Below are 22,633 nucleotides of genomic sequence, written 5' to 3'. Positions count from 1 at the left end.
CAGGGCTCACCAGCAGCCCCCCGCGATCACGGGGGCGGGTACGCCGGGGCTGCCGGGCACCCGGCGGCCTGACCGAGGTCAAGCGCCGGTGGCCGTGGCGCCGCAGAATCGGCCGATGCTGCTCGATGCCCTGCTGCTCACCGGTGCGCTGGCGCTCGCGCTGGCCCTGCGGCCCTGGCGTGCCGTGGCCAGCGGCGGGCCGCCCTGGCCCTGGCTGGCCTGGTGGGCGGTGCTGCCGCTGCTGTGGGCGGCCGACCATGTGGCGCGCGCACCCATCGTGCAGCCGCTGTCGGGCGCCAGCCTGCTGGTGCTGCTGGCGGGCTGGCCGCTGGCCATGCTGGCGCTGCTGCCCGCGGCGCTGGTGATGAAGCTGGCCGGCGGCATGCTGTGGCTGGAGGCCCTGCACCGGCTGGTGTGGCTGGGCGTGGTGCCCGGCACGCTGGCGATGCTGCTGGGCGCGGCCGCACGGCGCTGGCTGCCCGGCCACCTGTTCGTCTACATCATGGCGCGCGGCTTCTTCACCACCTGGATCGCCGCCACCGTGTCAGGCGCGCTGGCCCTGGCCGTCACCGGCGCCCCGGTGGGCACCGATCCCGGCGACCTGATGCTGGGCCGCTTCCTCGCCGCCAGCGGCGAGGCCTTCATGACCGGCATGTTCGCCGCCATCTTCGTGGCCTTCCGGCCCGAGTGGTTGGCGACCTACTCCGACCGGCTGTACCTGCCGAAGGATTGATCCGGCGGGCCGAGCGCGCGGCCGCTCCGGAGCCGGCCCGCGACCCGCTTGGCGGGTGGACTCGCGTCAACGCGAGTCCGGGTGCCCCATCAAGCCAACGCCCGCGCGATGAGGATCTTCTGCACCTCGGATGTGCCTTCGTAGATCTGGCACACGCGCACGTCGCGGTAGATGCGCTCGACCGGGAAGTCGCTGACATAGCCGTAACCACCCAGCACCTGGATGGCGGCCGAGCACACGCGCTCGGCCATCTCGCTGGCATTGAGCTTGGCCATCGCGGCCTCCTTCAGGCAGGGCCGGCCGGCGTCCTTCAGCGCGGCGGCATGCCAGATCAGCTGGCGCGCCGACTCGATCTGCATCGCCATCTCGGCCAGCTTGAACTGCACCGCCTGGTGGTTGAAGATGGCCGTGCCGAAAGCCTGGCGGTCCTTGGCATAGGCCAGCGCGCATTCGAAGGCCGCGCGCGCCATGCCCACGCACTGGCTGGCGATGCCGATGCGCCCGCCCTCCAGGCCCGACAGCGCGATCTTCAGGCCCTCGCCCTCCTCGCCGATGCGGTTGGCCGCCGGCACGCGGCAGTTCTCGAACAGGATCTGCGCCGTGTCCGACGCATGCTGGCCCATCTTGTCCTCGACGCGCGCCACGGTGTAGCCCGGCGTGGCCGTGGGCACCAGGAAGGCGCTGATGCCGCGCTTGCCCGCCGCCTTGTCGGTCACCGCCATGACGATGGCCACATCGCCGTTCTTGCCGCTGGTGATGAACTGCTTGACGCCGTGGATGACGTAGTCATCGCCGTCACGCACGGCGGTGGTCTTCAGGCCGTCGGCCTGGCTGCCCACATGCGGCTCGGTCAGGCAGAAGGCGCCCAGCATGTCACCGCGCGCCAACGGCTTCAGGAAGCGCTGCTTCTGGTCCTCGTTGCCCCAGGCCATCAGGATCGAGCACACCGGGCAGTTGTTGACGCTGACCACGGTGCTGGTGGCGCCATCGCCGGCGGCGATCTCTTCCAGGATCACGGCCAGCGCCAGGTAGTCGAGGCCGGCGCCGTCGTACGCGTGCGGCACGGCCACGCCGTAGCAGCCCAGCGCGGCCAGGCCCTTGAGCTGTGCGGCCGGGAACTGGTGGGTCTTGTCCCACTGCGCGGCGTGGGGCGCGATCTCGGCCTGCACGAACGCGCGCACGGCGTCCTGCACGGCGACATGGTCGTCAGGCAACAGCATGGGGGTGTCTCCGGGGAAGGGAAATCTCGTAGGTCGTCACCACGCCAGGGCTTGCCCGTCGTGGTTGAGGAAGCGGCCGTTGTCGGCCGGGGTCAGGCCCGCAACGGTGGCGCGCAGGTCGGCGGCGCTGCGCTCCACCGTCAGGTCAGCACCGGTGCCGCCCATGTCGGTCTGCACCCAGCCGGGGTGCAGCGTGACACAGATGGCCTTGCCCGCCAGCGCCAGCGAGGCGTCCTTCAGCACCGAGTTCAGCGCCGCCTTGGAGGCACGGTACAGCCAGCCGGCGGTGGCGCTGCGCAGGCCGATCGAGCCCATGCGCGACGAGATCACGGCCAGCCGTCCGCCCGGCGCCAGCGCCTCGCCCAGTTGCGGCAGCAGGCGCATGGCGGCCAGCACATTGGTGTGCATCACGGCGTCGAACTCGGCCTCGGTGGGCGGCTGCAGGCCCTGGCTGCGCGGGCCGTACACGCCGGCCACCAGCCAGGCGACGTCGAACTGCTCGCCATCGATCGGCCAGGCCAAGCCGGCACACCCGGCGGCGCTGGCCACGTCCAGCTTCAGCGCATGGGCGCCCAGCGCAGCCAGGCGCGCCAGCCCCTCCTCGTCACGCGCGGTGGCCACCACACGCACGCCATCGGCGCGGTACTGCCGCACCAGTTCCAGGCCGATGCCGCGCGAGGCGCCGACGATCAACACATTCTTCATCGATGCCCTTTGGTGTCGGAGGCTGGTGCGCCGCTTCAGCAGGTCAGATCATCTCGACGGCCATCGCCGTGGCCTCGCCACCGCCGATGCACAGCGCGGCCACGCCGCGCTTGAGGCCCTGCTTCTTCAGCGCCCCCAGCAGCGTGACGACGATGCGCGCGCCCGAGGCGCCGATCGGGTGGCCCAGCGCGCAGGCACCGCCGTGCACGTTGACGATCTCGTGCGGCAGCTTGTATTCGGCCATCGCGGCCATGGTCACGGCAGCGAAGGCTTCGTTCACCTCCCACAGGTTCACGCTCTTGGCGTCCCAGCCGGCCTTCTTCAGCGCCTTGTCGATGGCGCCGGCCGGTGCGGTGCTGAACCATTCCGGTGCCTGGGCATGCACGGCGTGGCTGGCGATGCGGGCAATGGGCTGCAGGCCCAGCGCCCTGGCGGTGGACTCACGCACCAGCACCAGGGCTGCCGCGCCGTCGGAGATGCTGCTGGCGTTGGCGGCGGTGATCGTGCCGTCCTTCTTGAACGCGGGCTTCAGGCCGGGGATCTTGTCGAGCTTGGCCTTGAACGGCTGCTCGTCGCGCGTGACCACGGTGTCGCCGGCCTTGCCGGGCAAGGTGACCGGAGCGATCTCCCAGTCGAAGCTGCCGTCCTCGTTGGCCTGCTTGGCGCGCGTGGTGCTGGCGATGGCGAAGCTGTCCTGCGCCTCGCGGCTGAAGCCGTACTTGGCCACGCACTGTTCGGCGAACACGCCCATGGCCTTGCCGCGCTCGTAGGCGTCTTCCAGGCCGTCCATGGCCATGTGGTCGAACATCTGCGCGGCGCCATAGCGCACGCCCTTGCGCGCGAACATCAGGTGCGGCGCATTGGTCATGCTCTCCATGCCACCGGCCACCATCACGTCGGCCGTGCCAGCGGCCAGCATGTCGTGCGCGAACATCATCGTGCGCATGCCGCTGCCGCACATCTTGCTCATCGTCACGGCGCCGGCGCTGTCGGGCAGGCCGGCGCGGCGCAGGGCCTGGCGGGCAGGCGCCTGGCCCTGGCCGGCCATCAGGCAGTTGCCCATCAGCACCTCGTTGACCGCGTCGGCCGGCACGCCGGCGCGCTCGACGGCCGCCTTGATCGCCACTGCGCCCAGTTCCCAGGCGGCCAGCGAGGCGAAATCACCCAGCATGCCGCCGATGGGCGTGCGGGCGGCGGAAACGATGACGATGGGATCGGTGGCCATGGAATGCTCCTGGTGAGGGGATGGCGGCGGGCGCGGCAGGGGTCAGGCGCTCGGGGCGCGCGTCGCGCGCTGGTTCACGAACCGCTTGTGCGGCTCGTACGGGAACACGTCGTGCACATGGCCGGCCAGGATGCGCTCCTTGTGGCCCTGCCAGAACGCGGCGTCCAGCAGGTCGCCGTGGTGCTTCATGAAGATCTCGCGCACCTGCGGGTTGCCCAGCAGGAACGGGCCGAAGGTCTCGGGGAACACGTCCTTGGGGCCCACCGCGTACCAGATCTCGCCGGACATCTCTTCTTCCTCGTTGCGCGGCGCGGGCACACGGCGGAAGTTGCAGTCGGTGATGTACTCGATCTCGTCGTAGTCGTAGAACACCACCTTGCCGTGGCGCGTGACGCCGAAGTTCTTCCACAGCATGTCGCCGGGGAAGATGTTGGCCGCCACCAGGTCCTTGATGGCGTTGCCGTACTCGATGACCGCGTGGTTCATCTGCTCGGGCGTGGCGTCCTGCAGGTAGATGTTCAGCGGGATCATGCGCCGCTCGATGTACAGGTGCTTGATGATCAGCTGGTCGCCGTCTTCCTCGATCAGGCTGGGGCAGAACTTCATCAGCTCGTCGATCAGCTCCTGCTCGATGCGCGCGCGCTCGAAGGCCACGCTGGTGTACTCCAGCGTGTCGGCCATGCGGCCCACGCGGTCGTGGGTCTTCACCAGCAGGTACTTGCCCTTGATCTGCTCGCGCGTGGTGTCCTTCTGCGGCGGGTAGTAGTCCTTGATGACCTTGAACACGTAGGGGAAGGACGGCAGGTCGAACACCAGCATCACCATGCCCTTGATGCCGGGGGCGATGCGGAACTTGTCGCTGCTGTGGCGCAGGTGGTAGAGGAAGTCGCGGTAGAACGCGTTCTTGCCCTGCTTTTGCAGGCCGAGTGCCGCATACAGCTCGCTGCGCGGCTTGCGCGGCATCAGCGAGCGCAGGAACTGCACGTAGGCCGAAGGGATCTCCATGTCCACCATGAAGTAGGCCCGCGCAAAGCTGAACAGCATCAGCAGGTCGTCTTCGGTGAACAGCGCCGTGTCGATCAGCAGCTTGCCGCTGGCGCCGTACAGGATGGGCAGCGCGAACGGCGTGCTGGCAAAGCCGTTGACGATCTTGCCGATGATGTACGCGCCCTTGTTGCGGAAGAACAGCGAGCTCAGCACCTGGATCTGGAAGTTCGCGCGCAGGCGCACATTGCCGCCCACCTCGTCGCGCAGCGCCAGCATCACGTCGTCGATGTCGCGCTCCAGGTCCTCGAACTCGCGCTGCAGCTGGAAGTTGTCGACGATGCGGATCAGCGTCTCGCGCAGCGTCTCGCGCGTGGGGTAGTAGGCGCGGTAGGTCGGCAGCGCCGCGGGCTCGTCGTTCTCGATGTACTCGGTGCTGACCGCCGGCCGCACGAAGATGAAGTCGTTGCGGAAGTAGCTATGGTGCAGGATGCGCGTGGTGACCGAGTTGAAGAAGGTCTCGGCCAGCTCGGGCTGGTGGTGGTCGACCAGCAGGCCGATGTAGTGCAGCTTCACCTGCTGCCAGGTGTCGTCGGCCAGCGTGCCGATGTCGAAGCCGGTCTGCAGGCGCTGCACGCACTCGTCCACGCGGATGTCGTAGAACTCGATGCGCTCGCGCTGGGCGCGCTGCTGGCCATGCCAGTCGGCCTGCTCGAAGCGCCGCTTGGCCTCGCGGTTGGTTTCCGAGAACAGCCGGTAGTGGCGGTTGAACCCCTCCATCATCGTCTTGGCGATGTCGTAGGCGCGGGGGTCGGTCAGGCGGTGGGGAAACATCGGCGCGAAATCCTTGGGCAGCCGCGGTGCGTGCGGGCCAGTGTGCGCTCAGGCGTTGAGCTGACTGTTGCGCTGGCGCCAGCGCTGGTGCAGTTGCGCCCGGGCCGTCTCGTAGGCCAGGTTCACGTCCTCCGGCGCGCCGGCGGTCAGCTTCAGGTCCTGCAGCAGACCGTTGTGCAGGCCGTACACCCAGCCGTGCACCACCACGTCCTGGCCACGCTGCCAGGCATCGCGCACCACGGTGGTGTGGCACACGTTGCGCGCCTGTTCCAGCACGTTCAACTCCACCAGCGCGTCCACGCGCAGGCTCTCGTGCAGGCCGGCCAGGAAGCCCTCGTGCGCATCGCGCACGTCCTGCACATGGCGCAGCCAGTTGTCCACCAGGCCGGCGCGCTGGTTCAGCAGCGCCGCGCGCACGCCGCCGCAGCCGCTGTGGCCCACGACGATGATGTGCTTGACCTGCAGCGCATCTACCGCGTACTGGATGACGCTCAGCGCGTTCAGGTCGCTGTGCACCAGCAGGTTGGCGACGTTGCGGTGCACGAACAGTTCGCCCGGCAGCAGGCCCACCAGCTCGTTGGCGGGCACGCGGCTGTCGGCGCAGCCGATCCACAGGTACTGCGGGGTCTGCTGCGCCAGCAGGCGGGTGAAGAAACCGGGTTCGCGCGCCTCGGTGGCGGCGGCCCATTGCTGGTTCTTCTCGAACAGGTCGTCCAGTGCGTTGGTCATCGTATCGGTCTCGTCCGGCGCCCCACCCCAGCGGCGGGGGCGGCCATGTTGCACCGCACAGTTTACGAACGGCTGTCGCGGCGCACCGTCACGAGGGCCTCACAGGGTTTCGGCAAACAGCTCACGGCCGATCAGCATGCGGCGGATCTCGGAGGTGCCGGCGCCGATCTCGTACAGCTTGGCATCGCGCCACAGGCGGCCCAGCGGGTAGTCGTTGATGTAGCCGTTGCCGCCGAAGATCTGCACACCCTCGCCAGCCATCCAGGTGGCCTTCTCGGCGCACCACAGGATCACCGACGCGCAGTCCTTGCGCACCTGGCGCACATGCTCGGTGCCCAGCAGGTCCAGGTTCTTGCCGATGGTGTAGCAGAAGGCCCGGCCGGCCTGCAGCACCGTGTACATGTCGGCCAGCTTGCCCTGGATGAGCTGGAACTCGCCAATGCTCTGGCCGAACTGCTTGCGGTCGTGCACATAGGGCACCACGTTGTCCATCACCGCCTGCATGATGCCGATGGGCCCGGCGGCCAGCACGGCGCGCTCGTAGTCCAGGCCGCTCATCAGCACCTTGGCGCCGCCGTTCACGGCGCCCAGCACGTTCTCGGCCGGCACCTCCACGTCGTGGAACACCAGCTCGCCGGTGTGGCTGCCGCGCATGCCCAGCTTGTCGAGCTTCTGGGCGATGCTGAAACCCTTCATGCCCTTCTCGATCAGGAAGGCCGTGACGCCGCGTGCGCCCAGCTCGGGCTCGGTCTTGGCGTAGACCACCAGCGTGTCGGCGTCAGGACCGTTGGTGATCCAGAACTTGCTGCCGTTGAGCAGGTAGTAGCCGCCCTTGTCCTGGGCCTTGAGCTTCATGCTGATGACGTCGGAGCCGGCGTTGGGCTCGCTCATCGCCAGCGCGCCCACGTGCTCACCACTGATCAGCTTGGGCAGGTACTTCTTCTTCTGCGCCTCGTTGCCGTTGCGCTTGATCTGGTTGACGCACAGGTTGCTGTGCGCGCCGTAGCTCAAGCCCACCGAGGCGCTGGCGCGGCTGATCTCCTCCATCGCGATCATGTGGGCCAGGTAGCCCATGCCGGCGCCGCCATATTCCTCGGGCACGGTGATGCCCAGCACGCCCAGATCGCCCATCTTGCGCCACAGGTCCATCGGGAACTGGTCGCTGCGGTCGATCTCGGCGGCGCGCGGCGCGATCTCGGCCGCGGCGAAGTCGCGCACCGCGTCGCGCAGCGCGTTGATGTCGTCACCCAACTGGAAGTCGAGGCCGGGAAGCTGGCTCATGGGGTCTCCGGAACGTGGCAGAACGGGCAGGAACAGGAAAGAGCGCGGGACATCACCGCGGCGGCAGACCGGATCGGCGCAACCAAGTGACGTTTACGTAAACGTCAATCATAGCGAGCCTCGCGGCGCCTGCGAAGGGGCGGGAAAGCTCGGGGGCGGCGGCGCTCAGCCGGCGCTGCGCGCGCGTGGCTGGCCGGCCCGCGACTCGGCGGTCGGCACCACGCCCTTGTCGGCCAGCAGCTGGCGGCACTTGTCCTCGTGCTGCTGCAGTTCCTCCAGCGTCACGCGGATGTCTTCCAGCTGCTGCGCCAGCGCCTCGCGGTGGCTGGTCAGCACGTCGAGAAAGGCTTCCAGCTGCGGCACCGTGTCGGCCTCGGTGTCGTACATGGTCACCAGCTGCTTGATGTCCTGCAGCGAGAAACCCAGGCGCTTGCCGCGCAGCGTCAGCTTCAGCCGGGTGCGGTCGCGCGCGGTGTAGACGCGGTTGCGCCCCTCGCGGCCCGGCTCCAGCAGGCCCATGTCTTCATAGAAGCGGATCGCGCGCGGCGTCACGTCGAACTCCTGCGCGAGCTCGGTGATCGTGAAGGTCTTGCTGTCCTTCGTGCGGGAGGTGGGCATCGCGCGGGCTTTACGTTGACGTCAACGTCAATCGTAACGCCCCGCCGCGCGCCGGCGTCAGTCGAAGGACGGCAGCAGCTCCGAGCGCAGCGCACCGCGGTGGCGCTCGAAGTCGGGCAGCACCGAGCGCACCACCTCCCAGAAGGCCGGGCTGTGGTTCATCTCGCGCAGGTGGGCCAGCTCGTGCGTGACCACGTAGTCGATCACCGGCAGCGCGAAGTGGATCAGCCGCCAGTTCAGCCGCACCGAGCCGTCGGCGCTGGCCGAACCCCAGCGCGTGCTGGCCGAGCTGAGGCTCAGGCGCTTGATGCGCACACCCAGCTGCGGGGCGAAGTGGTTGCAGCGCTCCTCGAACACGCGACGCGCCTGGCGCTGCAGCCAGCTTTGCACGGCCTCGGCCACCTGGCCCTCGCTGGCCGTCTGCGGCAGGCCCACATGCAAGGTGAGCCGCGGCACGCCGGGCAGGGTGTCGTCGGCGGTGCGCAGCTGCGCGCCGGTGACGCGGGCGTCGAGCACCACGATCACCGTATCGCCCAGGAAGGGCAGCGTGGCACCGTCGCGCCACACCACGCGGGCAGCGGCCACGCGCTGGGCGCGCTCGTGCTGCTCGTGCAGCTTGCGCAGGATCCAGCCGGCCTTGGCGCGCAGCGCGTTCTCGACCTCGCCCACGCCCACCCAGCGCGGCGCCGAGACGCTCAGGCCCTCGGCCCCGACGACGAAGCCGATCGAGCGGCGGCGCGCACGGCGGAACTCATAGCCCACGCGGTGCTCGCCCAGGTCGATCTGGCGCTGCGCGCGCGGGTGCTGGAAGCGTGGCAGCGCCGCGATGGCGCCGTGCGGCGCGGGCCGCGCCACGGCGACGGGCGCGAGGCCGGCGGCGCCGTCGGTGCGTTCGGTGCCGTCGGTACCGGTGGCCGGGTGACGCAGCGCCCCGGCGGGGGGCGCGGCGGCCCGCTCGGGCGCGGGGGCATCGAACAGCGACAGCTGCCCTTGTTCGCTTGCCGGATCCGCGCCGCGATGTGCCATGTTGGCCACCGATTCTAAAGAGGCGCCGCAGGCCCTTCCGGCGTCAGCGGTAGGCCTCGGGGTCGAGGCGCCGCATCTCGGCCTCGATCCAGGCTTCCACTTCCTTCATCAGCGCGCCCGGGTCGCGCCCGGCGGCGGGGATCGGCGCGCCGATCGACACGTCGATCACGCCCGGCCGCAGCAGCCAGCTCTTGCGCGGCCAGCACTTGGCCGAGGTGGCGGCGATCGGCACGATGGGGATGCCGGCGGTGGCCGCCAGGCGCGAGGCGCCGGTCTTGTACTCACCCACCTCGCCGCGCGCCACGCGCGTGCCCTCGGGGAACATGATCACCCACACGCCCTTGGCGGCCAGGCGCTTGCCCTGCTTGAGCACCTTGGCCCAGGCCTCGGCGCGGCGGCCGCGGTCGATGTGCACCATGTCCAGCCGGCTCATGGCCCAGCCGAAGAAGGGCACGTACAGCAGCTCGCGCTTGAACACATAGGCCAGCGGGTGCGGCATCAGCGCCGGGAACGCGAAGGTCTCCCAGGTGCTCTGGTGCTTGGGCGCCAGCAGCACGGCGGCGTTGGCATCGGCGGCGCTGGGCACGTTCTCCATGCCCTGCACGCGCCAGCGCACGCCGCAGATCCACTTGGCGCCGTGCACCGCCACCTTCAGCCAGCCGGCGCACATCCAGTACACCTGGGTGCTGTTGAGGAACAGCGAGGCCACCAGCACCGCCAGCGCCCACGGGATCACCGTGACGGCCAGCCACAGCACGAACAGGAGGGAGCGCAGGTAGATCATCGGTTCAACAGCAAGGCGGGCGCCGCAGGCACCCTGGGATCAATTCAAGGCGCCCGGGGTGGTGATCTGCACCTGGCCGCGGCGCAGCAGGTGCTCGGCGAAGGCGCCCAGGCTGTCGTGCACCTCGGCGCCCGGCACCTGGGCCAGGATGTGGGCGATCTGCGCGTCGTCCAGCGCCGCGGCGCGGCCCGAGCGCACCAGGTGCGGCTCGCAGCCGGCGGCGGCGGCGGCCTGCAGGTCGCGCAGCGTGTCGGCCACCATCGGCACCTGCTCGAGCGCGATGCCGTAGCGCTTGCCGATGTCGTGCATCAGCCCGGGCTGGGGCTTGCGGCAGTCGCACTGGTCTTCGGGCGTGTGCGGGCAGAAGAACACCGCGTCGATGCGTCCGCCCACCGCCGCCAGCTGCTTGAACAGGTGGGCGTGCACGGCGTTCACCGAGGCCATGTCGATCATGCCGCGACCCACCCCCGACTGGTTGGTGGCGATCACCGCATGCCAGCCGGCATGGTTGAGCCGCGCCACCGCCTCCAGCGCGCCGGGGATGACCTGCAGCTCCTCGGGCGCCTTGACATGGTCGTCGCGGAACTCGTTGAGGATGCCGTCGCGGCCCAGGATCACGAGCTTGTCGAGGTGCTGCATGGTCCGCTTGCTGCCGAGGTGGAAGGATGGTTTACGCGGCCAGGCGCGACAGGTCGGCCACGCGGTTCATCGACGCATGCAGCGTGCCCAGCAGCGCCAGACGGTTGGCGCGCAGCGCGGCGTCCTCGGCATTGACCATCACGCCGTCGAAGAAAGCGTCTACCGGCGCCTTCAGCCCGGCCAGGGCCTGCAGCGACGCGGTGTAGTCACCGGCCTCGAAGGCCTTGTCGGCCAGCGGCGCCAGCGCGGCCAGGGCCTGGTGCAGCGCGGCCTCGGCGGCCTCCTTCAGCAGCGTGGCGTCCACCGTGGTGCCCACGGCGCCGTCCACCTTCTTCAGGATGTTGCCTACGCGCTTGTTGGCCGCGGCCAGCGAGGCGGCTTCGCGCAGCGCCGCGAAGCCGCGCACCGCGGCCAGGCGCTTGGTCACGTCGCCCAGGCGCGCCGGCTGCAGCGCCAGCACGGCGTCGATCTCCTGCGCGCTGTAGCCCTGCTCACGCAGGTTCACCGCCAGGCGGTCGTAGAAGAAGGCCAGCAGCTTGGCCACGGTGTCGTCGGCCAGCGCCAGCTCGGGCGGGAACGCGCCGAACGCCGCCGCCAGCAGCTCGGGCAGGGCCAGCGGCAGGTTCTTCTCGGCCAGGATGCGGATCACGCCCAGCGCATGGCGGCGCAGCGCGAAGGGGTCCTTGTCGCCGGTGGGCAGCTGGCCGATGCCGAACAGGCCCACCAGCGTCTCCAGCTTGTCGGCCAGCGCCAGCACGGTGCCGGTGTGGTTGCGCGGCAGCGCATCGCCGGCAAAGCGCGGCTTGTAGTGGTCTTCGATGGCGATGGCCACGCCGTCGCGCAGGCCCTCGTGGCGGGCGTAGTAGCCGCCCATGATGCCCTGCAGCTCGGGGAACTCGCCCACCATGTCGGTCAGCAGGTCGCACTTGGCCAGCGTGGCGGCCTCGCGCACCTTGCTGTCGAGCACCTCGAATTCGTCTTTCGCCTCCACCGTGAACGGCACGGTGGCCATGCGCAGCTGGTTGACGATGGCATGGCCGATGGCCCGCACGCGCGCCATGCGGTCGCCCTGGCTGCCCAGCTTGCCGTGGTAGACCACCTTGGCCAAGCCGTCCACGCGGCTGGCCAGCGTCTTCTTGCGGTCTTGGTCAAAGAAGAACTTGGCATCGGCCAGGCGCGGGCGCACCACGCGCTCGTTGCCGCCGACCACCGCACTGGCATCGGCCGGGCGGATGTTGCTGACGATCAGGAACTTGTTGGTCAGCTTGGCCGAGGCGTCCAGCAGCGGGAAGTACTTCTGGTTGGCCTTCATCGTCAGGATCAGGCACTCCTGCGGCACGGCCAGAAACTCTTTCTCGAACTGGCAGGTCAGCACATTGGGCCGCTCGACCAGGGCCGTCACCTCGTCCAGCAGCGCGTCGTCGTCGATGGGCTTCAGGCCCTCGGCGGCTGCCGCGGCATCGAGCTGGCGGCGGATCTCGGCACGGCGCTCGTCGAAGCCGGCGATCACCGCGCCCTGCTCGCGCAGCTGCTGCGCGTAGCTGTCGGCGCTGTCGATCGCCACCACCGGCGTCGTGGCCTCGAAGCGGTGGCCCAGCGTCTCGCGGCCGGCGTGCAGGCCCAGCACCTGCACCGGCACCACATGCGTGCCGTGCAGCGCCACCAGCTTGTGCGCCGGGCGCACGAACTTCACGTCGCTCCAGCCGTCGGCCAGTTGGTAGGTCATCACCTTGGGAATCGGCAGCTTGGCCAGGGCCTCGTCGATCGCCTTCTGCAGGCCCTCGGCCAGCGTGGCGCCGGGCACAAGGCTGTCGAGGAACAGCGCTTCGGCCTTGCCATCGGGCAGGCGCTTCAGGCTGGGCACCACCGAGGCGTCGGCGCCGAGTGCCGCCAGTTTCTTCAGCAATGCGGGCGTGGGTTGGCCGTCGGCGGTGAGGGCCACGGCCACGGGCATCAGCTTGCTCTGCACGGCACGGTCGGCGGCGCGGCTGGCCACGCCCGCCACATGCACGCCCAAGCGGCGCGGCGAGGCGTAGGCGGTGACGGCGGCGCCGGCCGCGGCCAGGCCTTGCGCCGCCAGGCTGGCGGCCAGCGTGGACGAGAAGGCCTCGCCCAGCTTCTTCAGCGCCTTGGGCGGCAGCTCCTCGACGAAGAGTTCGACAAGCAGGTTGTTCGTGGTCATGGTCAGGCGGCCTTCTTGTCGTCGTTCTTGTCGCTGGTCTTGGCGGCGGCCTTGGCCGCCTCGGCATCCAGCCGCGCGATCACTTCCTCGCCCCAGGCCTTGGGCGCCATCGGGAAGCCCAGGCGCTTGCGGCTGTCCAGGTACGCCGCCGCCACGCTGCGCGCCAGGTTGCGGATGCGGCCGATGTAGGCCGCGCGCTCGGTCACGCTGATCGCGCCGCGCGCGTCCAGCAGGTTGAAGGTGTGGGCGGCCTTGAGCACCTGCTCGTAGGCCGGCAGCGCCAGCTGCTGCGCCATCAGGTGCTGGGCATTGCCCTCGTGCGCGCTGAAGGCCTGCAACAGGAACTCGACGTTGCTGTGCTCGAAGTTGTAGGTGCTCTGCTCCACCTCGTTCTGGTGGTAAACGTCGCCGTAGCTGAGCGTGTCGGTCCACTTCAGGTTGTAGACGTTGTCCACGCCCTGCAGGTACATGGCCAGGCGCTCCAGGCCGTAGGTGATCTCGCCGGTGATGGGCTTGCAGTCGATGCCGCCCACCTGCTGGAAGTAGGTGAACTGGGTGACTTCCATGCCGTTGAGCCAGACTTCCCAGCCCAGGCCCCAGGCGCCCAGCGTGGGGTTCTCCCAGTCGTCCTCGACGAAGCGCACATCGTTCTTCTTCAGGTCGAAGCCCAGGGCTTCCAGGCTGCCGAGGTACAGCTCCAGGATGTTGGCCGGCGCCGGCTTCAGCACCACCTGGTACTGGTAGTAGTGCTGCAGGCGGTTGGGGTTCTGGCCATAGCGGCCGTCCTTGGGGCGGCGGCTGGGCTGCACATAGGCCGCCTTCCAGGGCTCGGGGCCCAGCGCGCGCAGGAAGGTGGCCGTGTGGCTGGTGCCGGCGCCCACTTCCATGTCATAGGGTTGCAGCAGCGCGCAGCCCTGGGCGTCCCAGTAGTCCTGCAGGCGGAGGATGATCTGTTGGAAGGTGAGCATGGGCAAGGCGCCGGTGCGCGACGCGGTGCGTCGGTGGAATTCTGGGTGGGCCGATGGCCAGGCCGTGGCACGGCATGGCTTGCCGCCGAGTTTAGCGGCCGCCTCCGGCCGGGCCGGCCGCCGCCGTGCGCCGGCGCCAGGCCATCGCCACCACCACGGCCAGGCCCAGCGCCCACAGCGGCGCCAGACCCACGGCCGCCAGCCAGCGCGCATAGGGCGTGGCGCCCTGGCGGCCCTCCACCTCGGCCTCCAGCGTGGCGGCCACCTCGGCCGGCAGCCGGGCGGTGACGCGGCCGCGGTGGTCCACCACTGCCGTGGCGCCGGTGTTGGTGCTGCGCACCACCGGCCGCTCGAACTCCAGCGCGCGCATGCGCGAGAACTGCAGGTGCTGGTCCTGCACCATGTCGGGGCCGAACCAGGCCAGGTTGCTGGCGTTGACGTAGACGGTGGCCGAGTCGGGGCCGACCGCGCTGTCGGCGAAGTCCTCGCCGAACAGGTCCTCGTAACAGATCAGCGGCCGCAGACGCTGCGCGCCCAGGTGCATCGGCGCGGTGGTGCTGCCGCGCGCCTGGTCGTCCAGCGGTATGGCCATGGCCTTGACGAACCAGTGGAAGCCCGGCGGGATGAACTCGCCAAAGGGCAGCAGGTGGCGCTTGCCATAGCGGTAGAAGCTGTCGTCGGGCACCGTGCGCCCGGCCGACAGCCCGACCATGGAATTGACATAGCCCGTCCGGTCGTCGCCCAGGAACACGCCCACCAGCGCCGCGCGGCCCGGCGCCGCCACGGCCTGGCCCAGCCGCGCCCAGTAGTCGGGCGGCACGGCCGGCAGCGGCAGCGGCACCACCGATTCGGGCGTGACCACCAGCTGGCCACGCGCGCCTTCCACCGCGCGGGCCAGCGCATCGAGGTTGGCGTCCATGCGCGCGGCGTCGAACTTCAGGTCCTGCGCGATGTTGGGCTGCACCAGGCTGACCGTGAGCCGGCCGGTGGGGCTGGAGAAGCCCTGCGGCAGCAGCCACGGGCCCAGCACCAGCAGCACGGCCACCACCGCCAGCGGCCGCCAGCCGGCACCCGGCCGGGCCCCCGGTCCGCGCCAGGCCAGCGCCAGGGCCCCGCTGGCGGCCGCCGCCAGCGCCAGGATGCCGTACACCCCGATCCACGGCGCCCAGGCCGCCAGCGGCCCGGTGGTGTGGGCGTAGCCCGAGGCGATCCACGGAAAGCCGGTGAAGAAGGCGGCCCGCGCCAGCTCCGCCAGGCCCCAGCAGGCGGCGAACAGCGCCACGTCCAGCGCCGGCCGGCCGCTGCGCCAGCGCGCCCAGGCCGCCAGCGCCGCGGCCGGGTACAGCGCCAGGAACAGTGCCAGCAGCCCCACCGCCCCGGCGGCCAGCGGCGCCGGCAGCCCGCCGTAGCGGTGCATGCTGATGAACAGCCACCACAGCCCGGCGGCGAACCAGCCCAGGCCGAACAGCCCGCCCAGCAGCGCCGCGCGGCGCGCCGGCAGGGCTGGATCCCGGCCGACCACCCAGACCAGCCCGGCCAGCGCCACGATCTGCAGCCACCAGGCTTCCACCGGCGCGAAGGCCGCCGTGTGCAGCACGCCCAGCGCCAGGGCCAGGCCGGCCCGCCAGCGCATCAGGCCGCGGCCGGCGCTTGCCGCGTCACGCGGAACCAGCGCACCGCGCCGCCGCGCGTGAGCATCACGCTGAACACCAGGCCGCCGGCCTCGGCCACCTCGCCGCGGCGCGGCACCTGGCCCAGCTGGTGCACGATCAGGCCGCCGATGGTGTCGAACGCGTCCTCGGACAGCGCGGTGCCGAACACCGCATTCACCGCACCGATGCCGGCGTCACCGGCCACGCGCCAGCTGCCGTCGGCCAGCGAGACGATGCCGTTGTCGGCCGCGGTGGCCGCGTCGTCGAACTCGTCCTCGATCTCGCCGACGATCTCCTCCAGCACGTCCTCGATGGTGATCAGCCCGGCGGTGTTGCCGAACTCGTCGATGACGATGGCCAGGTGGTTGCGGTTGCTGCGGAAGTCGCGCAGCAGCTCGTTGAGCTTCTTGCTCTCGGGCACGAACACCGCTGGCCGCAGCAGCGTGCGCAGGTTCAGCTCGGGCGCACGCTGCAGCTTCAGCAGGTCCTTGGCCATCAGGATGCCGATGATGCTGTCGCGCTGGCCCTCGAACACCGGAAAGCGCGAATGCCCGGTCTCGATCACCGTGGCCAGCAGCTCGTCGTACGGCGCGTCGATGTCCAGCAGGTCCATGCGCGGCGCGGCCACCATCACGTCGCCGGCGATCATGTCGGCCATGCGGATCACGCCCTCGAGCATCAGGCGCGATTCGGTGGGGATCAGTTCGCGCTGTTCGGCGTCGGCCAGCGTCTCGATCAGTTCGGCACGCGAATCGGGGCCGGGCGAGATGAACTCGACGACGCGTTCGAACAGGGTGCGCCGCTCAGTGGCCAGGGCCGGGCGGCCGGAGCCGTGCCGTGTCGGCCGACTCGAAGGGGGTTCTGACACAGCGGGTGCCGGAAGTCGCGATGCGCGCAAGAATACCCGATCACCTTGACACGGCGCGGGTCTTGCAAGACAGTCCGCCGCCCCCAACTGCCGGGGTCGTTTTCCAGCGCCGCCCGGCGCCGCCCCCTTGGAGCTCCCTCACATGTCCGTCGGCCTCATCCCCGCCACCATCCTCACCGGCTTCCTGGGCTCGGGCAAGACCACGTTGCTCAAGCGCGTGCTGACCGAAACCCACGGCCAGAAGATCGCCGTCATCGAGAACGAGTTCGGCGAGGAGAACATCGACAACGACATCCTGGTGGCCGACACCGAGGAACAGATCATCCAGATGAGCAACGGCTGCGTGTGCTGCACGATCCGCGAGGACCTGCGCACCACGCTGTCCGAGCTGGCCACCAAGCGCCGCCGCGGCGAGCTGCACTTCGACCGCGTGGTGATCGAGACCACCGGTCTGGCCGATCCCGGCCCGGTGGCGCAGACCTTCTTCATGGACGACGAGATCGCCGAGAGCTACCTGCTCGACTCGATCCTCACGCTGGTGGACGCCAAGCACGCCGACGGCCAGCTCGACACGCGCCAGGAAGCGCGCCGCCAGGTGGGCTTCGCCGACCAGATCTTCATCAGCAAGACCGATCTGGTGGACGCCGCCGCCGTCGACGCGCTGGCCCACCGCATCAAGCACATGAACCCGCGCGCCCCGCAGCACCGGGTGCACTTCGGCGAAGTGCCGATCGCCAGCGTGTTCGACCTGAAGGGCTTCAACCTCAACGCCAAGCTCGAGATCGACCCCGAGTTCCTGGCTGCCGACGACCACGGCCACCACCACCATGGCCATGACCACGGGCACGACCATGGCCACGAGGGCCACGACCACGCCCCCGGCGAGGCCTGCAACCACCCGCACCACCATCACCACGACGACGACGTCAAGAGCTTCGTGTTCCGCAGCACGCGCCCGTTCGACGCGGCCAAGCTGGAAGACTTCCTCGGCTCCATCGTGCAGGTCTACGGCCCCAAGATGCTGCGCTACAAGGGCGTGCTGTACATGAAGGGCAGCGACCGCAAGGTGGTGTTCCAGGGCGTGCACCAGCTGATGGGCAGCGACCTGGGCCCCAAATGGGTGCCGCAGGAGACCAAGCAGAGCAAGATGGTCTTCATCGGCATCGACCTGCCGCGTGAGATCCTGCTGCAGGGCATGGAATCCTGCCTCGTCTGACGCCCGCCGGACGCCGCCCGCTTCGTCAAGTTGGCGTGCGTTTTGCGTGGCTACAATCCGCGCGCCCAAACCGATGCGGTGTTCGCACAGGCGGTGGCACAGAACAGGTATAAAGCCACTGCGAGGAGTCCCGAAGTGAGCAAGACCTCTGGCAAGAGCGCGGCCACCGACAAGGCCGCCGCCCCGACACCCGCCCCGAAGGCGGCCAAGACCACGGCCGCCCCCAAGCCCGCGTCCACACCCCAGGCCACGGCTGCGCCCGAACCCGCGCGCAACCGCTTCGCCGAACGTTTTTCTCCGCCCAAGCCTCCCGCCCGGGGTTACCCAGAACCGATGGAAACTGTGAAGCCTGCCCACAAGGCAGACCCGAAATTGGCCAATGCCTGGAAGTCCAAGGCCGGCCGTGATCTGACCGAAGCCGAACTCCTGGCCATGCCGGAGTCGGAGTACATGAACGACAAGCAGATCGAGTTCTTCCGCGTGCGCCTGACCGCGCTGAAGGACGACCTGCTCAGCAACGCCGGCGAAACCACCGAGCACCTGCGCGAAGACACCTCGATCGTGCCCGATCCCGCCGATCGCGCCACCATCGAGGAAGAGCACGCCCTGGAGCTGCGCACCCGCGACCGCGAGCGCAAGCTGCTGAAGAAGATCTCGCAATCGCTGGCCCGCCTGGACACCGGCGAGTACGGCTACTGCGACGAGACCGGCGAGCCGATCGGCCTGGGCCGCCTGCTGGCCCGCCCGACCGCCACGCTGTCGCTCGAGGCGCAGCAGCGCCGCGAGCTCAAGCAGAAGATGTTCGGGGACTGAGCATGTGCTGCGGGCCGCGCACCCGCCGCGGGTCGGCTGGCCTGGCCCGCTGCCGGTCCTCCCACGCCATCGCACGCTGAAGGCAGGGCCTCGGATGGCGGAACCCAAGGACAACGAGAGCTTCTTCCGCAAGGTGGTGCGGTTCGTGGCCAACCCGGCCACCGACTGGAACGAACTCGCCACGCGGCAGGACGACAGCCTGGATCTCGAGAAGTCCGAGATCAAGGCGATGATCGAGCGCAAGAAGCGCAACGATTTCGTGCGCAAGCGCGAGTTCGACACGCTGCGCCGCCTGCGCCGCGATGGCTTGTCGCCCGAGCAACTGGCCGCGCTGGGTGGCTCGTCGCGCGTCGACGACTCCGAAGGCCGGCTGTCCGAGCCGGCCGCCCTCGGCGTCAAGGCCAAGATCGACGAGATCGAGCAGCAGATGGTCGGCGAGGCCCATGGTCCGCTGGGATCGCATGCGGTGGCCCCGCCCACGCCGGTGCGCCGCCCCCCGGCCGATGCGCCGCGCCGCGCCCCCCCGCCGGCCACCACGCAGCTGCCGTCGGGCTTCCACACCGCACCCACCGTGCCGCAGGCCTTCGACACGCTGCCGCCGGGCCCGCCCAGCGGCGCGCTGGCGTCGATGCCGCTGTCGTCGCTGGAATCGCTGCCACCGCTGCCCGACCTCGACCTGTCGACCCCGGCGCCGATCGACTTCTCCGATTTCGGCCCGGTGGGCGGCGGCATGCCCGAGCGCAGTGCCCCGCGTCCGGCCATGCCGCCCGACCGGCCCACCGACCGCTCGGCGATGCGTCACCACACCGCCAGCTCGGCCGTGGCGCCGGCCGGCCGCACTGCGGGCAGCCCCGGCGGCCCGCCAGCCGCACCGCCGGCGGCGCTGCGTCCGCTGCAGGCCCCGCCGTCCGAATGGTCCAGCATGCTGGACAGCCCCGGCCAGCGCACCGGCGTGCCGCCGCGCCGCGCCGTGGCCGAGCCGGCACTGGCCAGCAAGTTCGCGGTCGAGGTCAGCGAGCTGGTGCACGACCCCGAACTGGACGAGGCGGTGATCGCCTTTGCCAATGCCGATTTCGAGCACTGTGAGCACTCGCTCACTGCGCTGTGCCGGGTGCAGGGCCCGCGCCGCCAGCATGCCGAGACCTGGCATGTGCTGTTCGACCTGTACCGCGCCACCGGCCAGCAGGCCAAGTTCGAGGCCCTGGTGCCCGACTATGTGAACCTGTTCGGCCGCTCGCCGCCGCAGTGGTTCTCGCTGCCCAAGCTGGTGGCCGACGCCGCCGCCGACGAGCGCCCCGACACCCGCGGCGTGCAGGGTGACGTGGGCTGGATCAGCCCGCCCCACCTCGACGAGGACGGGGTCGCGCGCCTGCGCTCGGCCACGCTGCAGCTGCCGCTGCCCTGGGTGCTGGACTGGCAGGCGCTGGAGCGGGTGGACATCGGCGCCGCCGTGCACCTGCAGCAGCTGTTCCGCCAATGGGCGCCGCAGCCGCTGGACATGCGCTGGCTGGGCGCCGACCGCCTGTTCGCCGCGCTGCAGGAAGCCGCGCCCACCGGCGTGCGCGACGCCGACCCGGCCTTCTGGATGGCGCGGCTGGAGGCCTTGCGCCTGGTGAACCGGCCCGACCAGTTCGACGAGACGGCCATCGACTACTGCGTCACCTACGAGGTGTCGCCGCCGTCGTGGGAGCGCGCGCGCTGCGCGGTGCGCTGCGTGGGCGCGGGCCACTCCACCACGGCGCCGCCGATGTCCATCATCACCGAGGGCGGCAGCAGCTTCCTCGAGTCGCGGCTGATCGACGAGGCGCACGGCGTCACCACGGTCGAGCTGTCGGGCCAGCTGGCCGGCGACATCGGCAGCACGCTGCAGCAGCTGGACCGGCGACTGGGCGCGGGCACGCTGGTCACGGTGTCGTGCGCGCGGCTGATCCGCGTGGACTTCATCGCCGCCGGCGACCTGCTGAACTGGGTGCTGGCCAAGCAGGGCGAGCAGCGCAGCGTCACCTTCGCCGAGGCCCACCGGCTGGTGGCCCTGTTCTTCGGCGCGATGGGCATCAACGAGCACGCCCGCGTGCAGGTGCCGCGCAACTGAAGCGCACGAGCACTTTCCTGCTGCGCCTGCCGATCTTGCTCCTGCGTTGCTCGCCGTACGGGTGTACGGCTGCGCTACTCGAAACAAGCTCGACACGCTCGCGACGGAAATTGCCCATGCGCTTGCACCCCTCCATACCAAACGACTGACATCCCATGGAATCCTTCCACGGCACCACCATCCTCAGCGTGCGCCGCCAGACCCCGCAGGGCTGGCAGGTGGCCCTCGGCGGCGACGGCCAGGTCACACTGGGCCACATCGTCGTCAAGGCCAGCGCGCGCAAGGTGCGCAAGCTCTACCGCGACCAGGTGCTGGCCGGTTTTGCCGGCGCCACCGCCGACGCGTTCACGCTGTTCGAGCGCTTCGAGTCCAAGCTGGAAAAGCACCAGGGCCACCTGCAGCGCGCTGCCATCGAGCTGACCAAGGACTGGCGCACCGACCGCGTGCTGCGCCGCCTGGAGGCCATGCTGGCCGTGGCCGACCGCGAGAGCAGCCTGATCATCACCGGCAACGGCGACGTGCTGGAGCCCGAGCAGGGCATCGTGGCCATCGGCTCGGGTGGCGCCTACGCCCAGGCCGCGGCGCGGGCGCTGCTGAACCACACCGAGCTGAGCGCGGCCGACATCGTGAAGCAGAGCCTGGTGATCGCCGGCGACCTGTGCATCTACACCAACCAGAACCACACCATCGAGACGCTGGGCTGACACCATGTCCATGACGCCGAAAGAGATCGTTTCCGAACTCGACCGCCACATCGTCGGCCAGGCCGCCGCCAAGCGTGCGGTGGCCATCGCGCTGCGCAACCGCTGGCGCCGCCAGCAGGTGCCCGAGGGCCTGCGCCACGAGATCACGCCCAAGAACATCCTGATGATCGGCCCCACCGGCGTGGGCAAGACCGAGATCGCGCGCCGTCTGGCGCGGCTGGCCGATGCGCCCTTCATCAAGGTGGAGGCCACCAAGTTCACCGAGGTGGGCTATGTGGGCAAGGATGTCGACACCATCATCCGCGACCTGGTGGACATGGCCGTCAAGCAGGAGCGCGAAGCCGCCATCGTGCGCAACCGCCTGCGCGCCGAAGACGCCGCCGAGGAGCGCATCCTCGATGTGCTGGTGCCGCCGCCGCGCCACAGCATGGGCTTCGACACCGGCACCGCCAGCGGCGAGGGCAAGGACGGCGCCGCGCGCCAGGCCTTCCGCAAGAAGCTGCGCGAGGGCTCGCTGGCCGACAAGGAGATCGAGCTGGAACTGGCCGAGCCCAAGGCCAACGTCGACATCATGACCCCGCCGGGCATGGAGGAGATGGCCGAGCAGTTGAAGGGCCTGTTCAGCCAGATGGGCCAGGCCAAGAAGACCACGCGTAAGCTCAAGATCGCCGACGCGCAGAAGCTGCTGATCGACGAGGAAGCCGCCAAGCTGGTCAACGAGGACGAGATCAAGGCCCGCGCCGTGGCCAATGCCGAGCACAACGGCATCGTGTTCATCGACGAGATCGACAAGGTGGCCTCGCGCAGCGAGCACGGCGGCGCCGAAGTCAGCCGCCAGGGCGTGCAGCGCGACCTGCTGCCGCTGGTGGAAGGCACCACCGTCAGCACCAAGTACGGCATGGTCAAGACCGACCACATCCTGTTCATCGCCTCGGGCGCCTTCCACCTGGCCAAGCCGAGTGACCTGATTCCCGAGCTGCAGGGCCGCTTCCCGATCCGCGTGGAACTGGGCGCCTTGAGCGTCGACGACTTCGAGGCCATCCTCAACAGCACGCACGCCAGCCTGATCAAGCAGTACCAGGCGCTGCTGGCCACCGAGGGCGTGACGCTGGACATCGCGGCCGACGGCATCCGCCGGCTGGCGCAGATCGCCTACGACGTGAACGAGCGCACCGAGAACATCGGCGCGCGGCGCCTGGCCACGGTGATGGAACGCCTGCTCGACGAGGTGAGCTACGACGCGCCCGACCGCGCCGGCACCACGGTGACGGTGGATGCCGCCGCGGTGGACGCCAAGCTGGCCGAGCTGGCACGCAACGAGGACCTGAGCCGCTTCATCCTCTGAGCCTGCGCGCCGGCG

The 22,633-nt window shown here is 70.0% G+C and carries 20 protein-coding genes; 6 read left to right on the top strand and 14 right to left on the bottom strand.

The genetic code is table 11. The features are described from left to right. Positions 1-115: 115 nt before the first annotated feature. Positions 116-733, top strand: a complete 618-nt coding sequence (locus AACH10_RS05645; protein ID WP_341409392.1) for a hypothetical protein — start codon at positions 116-118, stop codon at positions 731-733. 89 nt (positions 734-822) lie between these two features. Here the strand turns inward: AACH10_RS05645 and AACH10_RS05640 are convergent, their stop codons facing one another. The 14 genes from AACH10_RS05640 to AACH10_RS05575 all read right to left on the bottom strand — a co-directional run bounded on the left by AACH10_RS05640 (position 823) and on the right by AACH10_RS05575 (position 16,448). Further along, a complete protein-coding gene (locus AACH10_RS05640) occupies positions 823-1,953 on the bottom strand; it encodes an acyl-CoA dehydrogenase family protein (protein ID WP_341409391.1) in 1,131 nt (376 codons plus the stop codon). A gap of 36 nt (positions 1,954-1,989) precedes the next feature. Continuing rightward, the gene (locus AACH10_RS05635; RefSeq protein ID WP_341409390.1) at positions 1,990-2,658 is read right to left on the bottom strand and encodes an SDR family oxidoreductase; all 669 of its coding nucleotides are present in this window, start codon (positions 2,656-2,658) and stop codon (positions 1,990-1,992) included. A 43-nt stretch (positions 2,659-2,701) separates the two neighbouring features. Next, complete coding sequence (locus AACH10_RS05630) at positions 2,702-3,883, bottom strand: acetyl-CoA C-acyltransferase (RefSeq protein WP_341409389.1); 1,182 nt, start codon at positions 3,881-3,883, stop codon at positions 2,702-2,704. 42 nt (positions 3,884-3,925) lie between these two features. Further along, the gene (gene aceK, locus AACH10_RS05625; RefSeq protein ID WP_341409388.1) at positions 3,926-5,701 is read right to left on the bottom strand and encodes a bifunctional isocitrate dehydrogenase kinase/phosphatase; all 1,776 of its coding nucleotides are present in this window, start codon (positions 5,699-5,701) and stop codon (positions 3,926-3,928) included. Between the two features lie 48 nt (positions 5,702-5,749). Next, positions 5,750-6,430: a carbonate dehydratase gene (can, locus tag AACH10_RS05620; RefSeq protein WP_341409387.1), complete on the bottom strand. Its 681-nt coding sequence runs from the start codon at positions 6,428-6,430 to the stop codon at positions 5,750-5,752. A gap of 99 nt (positions 6,431-6,529) precedes the next feature. Further along, complete coding sequence (locus tag AACH10_RS05615) at positions 6,530-7,711, bottom strand: isovaleryl-CoA dehydrogenase (protein ID WP_341409386.1); 1,182 nt, start codon at positions 7,709-7,711, stop codon at positions 6,530-6,532. 165 nt (positions 7,712-7,876) lie between these two features. Further along, positions 7,877-8,329, bottom strand: coding sequence for a MerR family transcriptional regulator (locus AACH10_RS05610; protein ID WP_341409385.1), 453 nt, complete (start codon positions 8,327-8,329; stop codon positions 7,877-7,879). A 57-nt stretch (positions 8,330-8,386) separates the two neighbouring features. Beyond that, on the bottom strand, positions 8,387-9,355 hold the full coding sequence (locus AACH10_RS05605) for a M48 family metallopeptidase (protein WP_341409384.1): 969 nt from the start codon (positions 9,353-9,355) through the stop codon (positions 8,387-8,389). A gap of 43 nt (positions 9,356-9,398) precedes the next feature. Further along, entirely contained in the window at positions 9,399-10,139 is a 741-nt protein-coding gene (locus AACH10_RS05600; protein WP_341409383.1) for a lysophospholipid acyltransferase family protein, read from the bottom strand. Between the two features lie 39 nt (positions 10,140-10,178). Then, positions 10,179-10,778, bottom strand: a complete 600-nt coding sequence (gmhB, locus tag AACH10_RS05595) for a D-glycero-beta-D-manno-heptose 1,7-bisphosphate 7-phosphatase (RefSeq protein WP_423228563.1) — start codon at positions 10,776-10,778, stop codon at positions 10,179-10,181. 31 nt (positions 10,779-10,809) lie between these two features. Continuing rightward, the gene (glyS, locus tag AACH10_RS05590; protein ID WP_341409382.1) at positions 10,810-12,960 is read right to left on the bottom strand and encodes a glycine--tRNA ligase subunit beta; all 2,151 of its coding nucleotides are present in this window, start codon (positions 12,958-12,960) and stop codon (positions 10,810-10,812) included. Between the two features lie 2 nt (positions 12,961-12,962). Beyond that, positions 12,963-13,928 (bottom strand): glycine--tRNA ligase subunit alpha, encoded by a 966-nt coding sequence (glyQ, locus tag AACH10_RS05585; RefSeq protein WP_341409381.1) that lies wholly within the window; start codon positions 13,926-13,928, stop codon positions 12,963-12,965. 91 nt (positions 13,929-14,019) lie between these two features. Further along, entirely contained in the window at positions 14,020-15,561 is a 1,542-nt protein-coding gene (gene lnt, locus AACH10_RS05580; RefSeq protein WP_341409380.1) for an apolipoprotein N-acyltransferase, read from the bottom strand. Then, positions 15,561-16,448 carry an HlyC/CorC family transporter gene (locus tag AACH10_RS05575; protein WP_423228562.1) on the bottom strand — a complete coding sequence of 296 codons (888 nt, stop codon included), beginning with the start codon at positions 16,446-16,448 and terminating at the stop codon, positions 15,561-15,563. Before AACH10_RS05575 ends, lnt begins: the two co-directional genes overlap by 1 nt. Positions 16,449-16,590: 142 nt before the next feature. Between AACH10_RS05575 and AACH10_RS05570 the strand changes: the two genes are divergently transcribed. The 5 genes from AACH10_RS05570 (at position 16,591) to hslU (ending at position 22,618) form a co-directional block, all read left to right on the top strand. Then, on the top strand, positions 16,591-17,664 hold the full coding sequence (locus AACH10_RS05570) for a CobW family GTP-binding protein (protein WP_341409379.1): 1,074 nt from the start codon (positions 16,591-16,593) through the stop codon (positions 17,662-17,664). A gap of 135 nt (positions 17,665-17,799) precedes the next feature. Beyond that, positions 17,800-18,477: an RNA polymerase-binding protein DksA gene (gene dksA / locus AACH10_RS05565; protein ID WP_341409378.1), complete on the top strand. Its 678-nt coding sequence runs from the start codon at positions 17,800-17,802 to the stop codon at positions 18,475-18,477. A gap of 94 nt (positions 18,478-18,571) precedes the next feature. Next, positions 18,572-20,569, top strand: a complete 1,998-nt coding sequence (locus tag AACH10_RS05560) for an STAS domain-containing protein (protein WP_341409377.1) — start codon at positions 18,572-18,574, stop codon at positions 20,567-20,569. A gap of 155 nt (positions 20,570-20,724) precedes the next feature. Beyond that, on the top strand, positions 20,725-21,273 hold the full coding sequence (hslV, locus tag AACH10_RS05555; protein WP_341409376.1) for an ATP-dependent protease subunit HslV: 549 nt from the start codon (positions 20,725-20,727) through the stop codon (positions 21,271-21,273). Between the two features lie 4 nt (positions 21,274-21,277). Beyond that, the gene (gene hslU / locus AACH10_RS05550) at positions 21,278-22,618 is read left to right on the top strand and encodes an ATP-dependent protease ATPase subunit HslU (RefSeq protein ID WP_341409375.1); all 1,341 of its coding nucleotides are present in this window, start codon (positions 21,278-21,280) and stop codon (positions 22,616-22,618) included. Positions 22,619-22,633: the final 15 nt, after the last annotated feature.

This window comes from Pseudaquabacterium inlustre (genome assembly GCF_038066595.1).
GTDB classification, from domain to species: domain Bacteria; phylum Pseudomonadota; class Gammaproteobacteria; order Burkholderiales; family Burkholderiaceae_C; genus Pseudaquabacterium; species Pseudaquabacterium inlustre.
This window is presented reverse-complemented; position numbering and strand designations above follow the sequence as displayed.

Bases quoted from the DNA above. Each gene is read 5' to 3' on its own strand.
- AACH10_RS05645 (WP_341409392.1), top strand. From the start codon at position 116: ATGCTGCTCGATGCCCTGCTGCTCACCGGTGCGCTGGCGCTCGCGCTG.
- AACH10_RS05640 (WP_341409391.1), bottom strand. From the start codon at position 1,953: ATGCTGTTGCCTGACGACCATGTCGCCGTGCAGGACGCCGTGCGCGCG.
- AACH10_RS05635 (WP_341409390.1), bottom strand. From the start codon at position 2,658: ATGAAGAATGTGTTGATCGTCGGCGCCTCGCGCGGCATCGGCCTGGAA.
- AACH10_RS05630 (WP_341409389.1), bottom strand. From the start codon at position 3,883: ATGGCCACCGATCCCATCGTCATCGTTTCCGCCGCCCGCACGCCCATC.
- aceK (WP_341409388.1), bottom strand. From the start codon at position 5,701: ATGTTTCCCCACCGCCTGACCGACCCCCGCGCCTACGACATCGCCAAG.
- can (WP_341409387.1), bottom strand. From the start codon at position 6,430: ATGACCAACGCACTGGACGACCTGTTCGAGAAGAACCAGCAATGGGCC.
- AACH10_RS05615 (WP_341409386.1), bottom strand. From the start codon at position 7,711: ATGAGCCAGCTTCCCGGCCTCGACTTCCAGTTGGGTGACGACATCAAC.
- AACH10_RS05610 (WP_341409385.1), bottom strand. From the start codon at position 8,329: ATGCCCACCTCCCGCACGAAGGACAGCAAGACCTTCACGATCACCGAG.
- AACH10_RS05605 (WP_341409384.1), bottom strand. From the start codon at position 9,355: ATGGCACATCGCGGCGCGGATCCGGCAAGCGAACAAGGGCAGCTGTCG.
- AACH10_RS05600 (WP_341409383.1), bottom strand. From the start codon at position 10,139: ATGATCTACCTGCGCTCCCTCCTGTTCGTGCTGTGGCTGGCCGTCACG.
- gmhB (WP_423228563.1), bottom strand. From the start codon at position 10,778: ATGCAGCACCTCGACAAGCTCGTGATCCTGGGCCGCGACGGCATCCTC.
- glyS (WP_341409382.1), bottom strand. From the start codon at position 12,960: ATGACCACGAACAACCTGCTTGTCGAACTCTTCGTCGAGGAGCTGCCG.
- glyQ (WP_341409381.1), bottom strand. From the start codon at position 13,928: ATGCTCACCTTCCAACAGATCATCCTCCGCCTGCAGGACTACTGGGAC.
- lnt (WP_341409380.1), bottom strand. From the start codon at position 15,561: ATGCGCTGGCGGGCCGGCCTGGCCCTGGCGCTGGGCGTGCTGCACACG.
- AACH10_RS05570 (WP_341409379.1), top strand. From the start codon at position 16,591: ATGTCCGTCGGCCTCATCCCCGCCACCATCCTCACCGGCTTCCTGGGC.
- AACH10_RS05560 (WP_341409377.1), top strand. From the start codon at position 18,572: ATGGCGGAACCCAAGGACAACGAGAGCTTCTTCCGCAAGGTGGTGCGG.
- hslV (WP_341409376.1), top strand. From the start codon at position 20,725: ATGGAATCCTTCCACGGCACCACCATCCTCAGCGTGCGCCGCCAGACC.
- hslU (WP_341409375.1), top strand. From the start codon at position 21,278: ATGTCCATGACGCCGAAAGAGATCGTTTCCGAACTCGACCGCCACATC.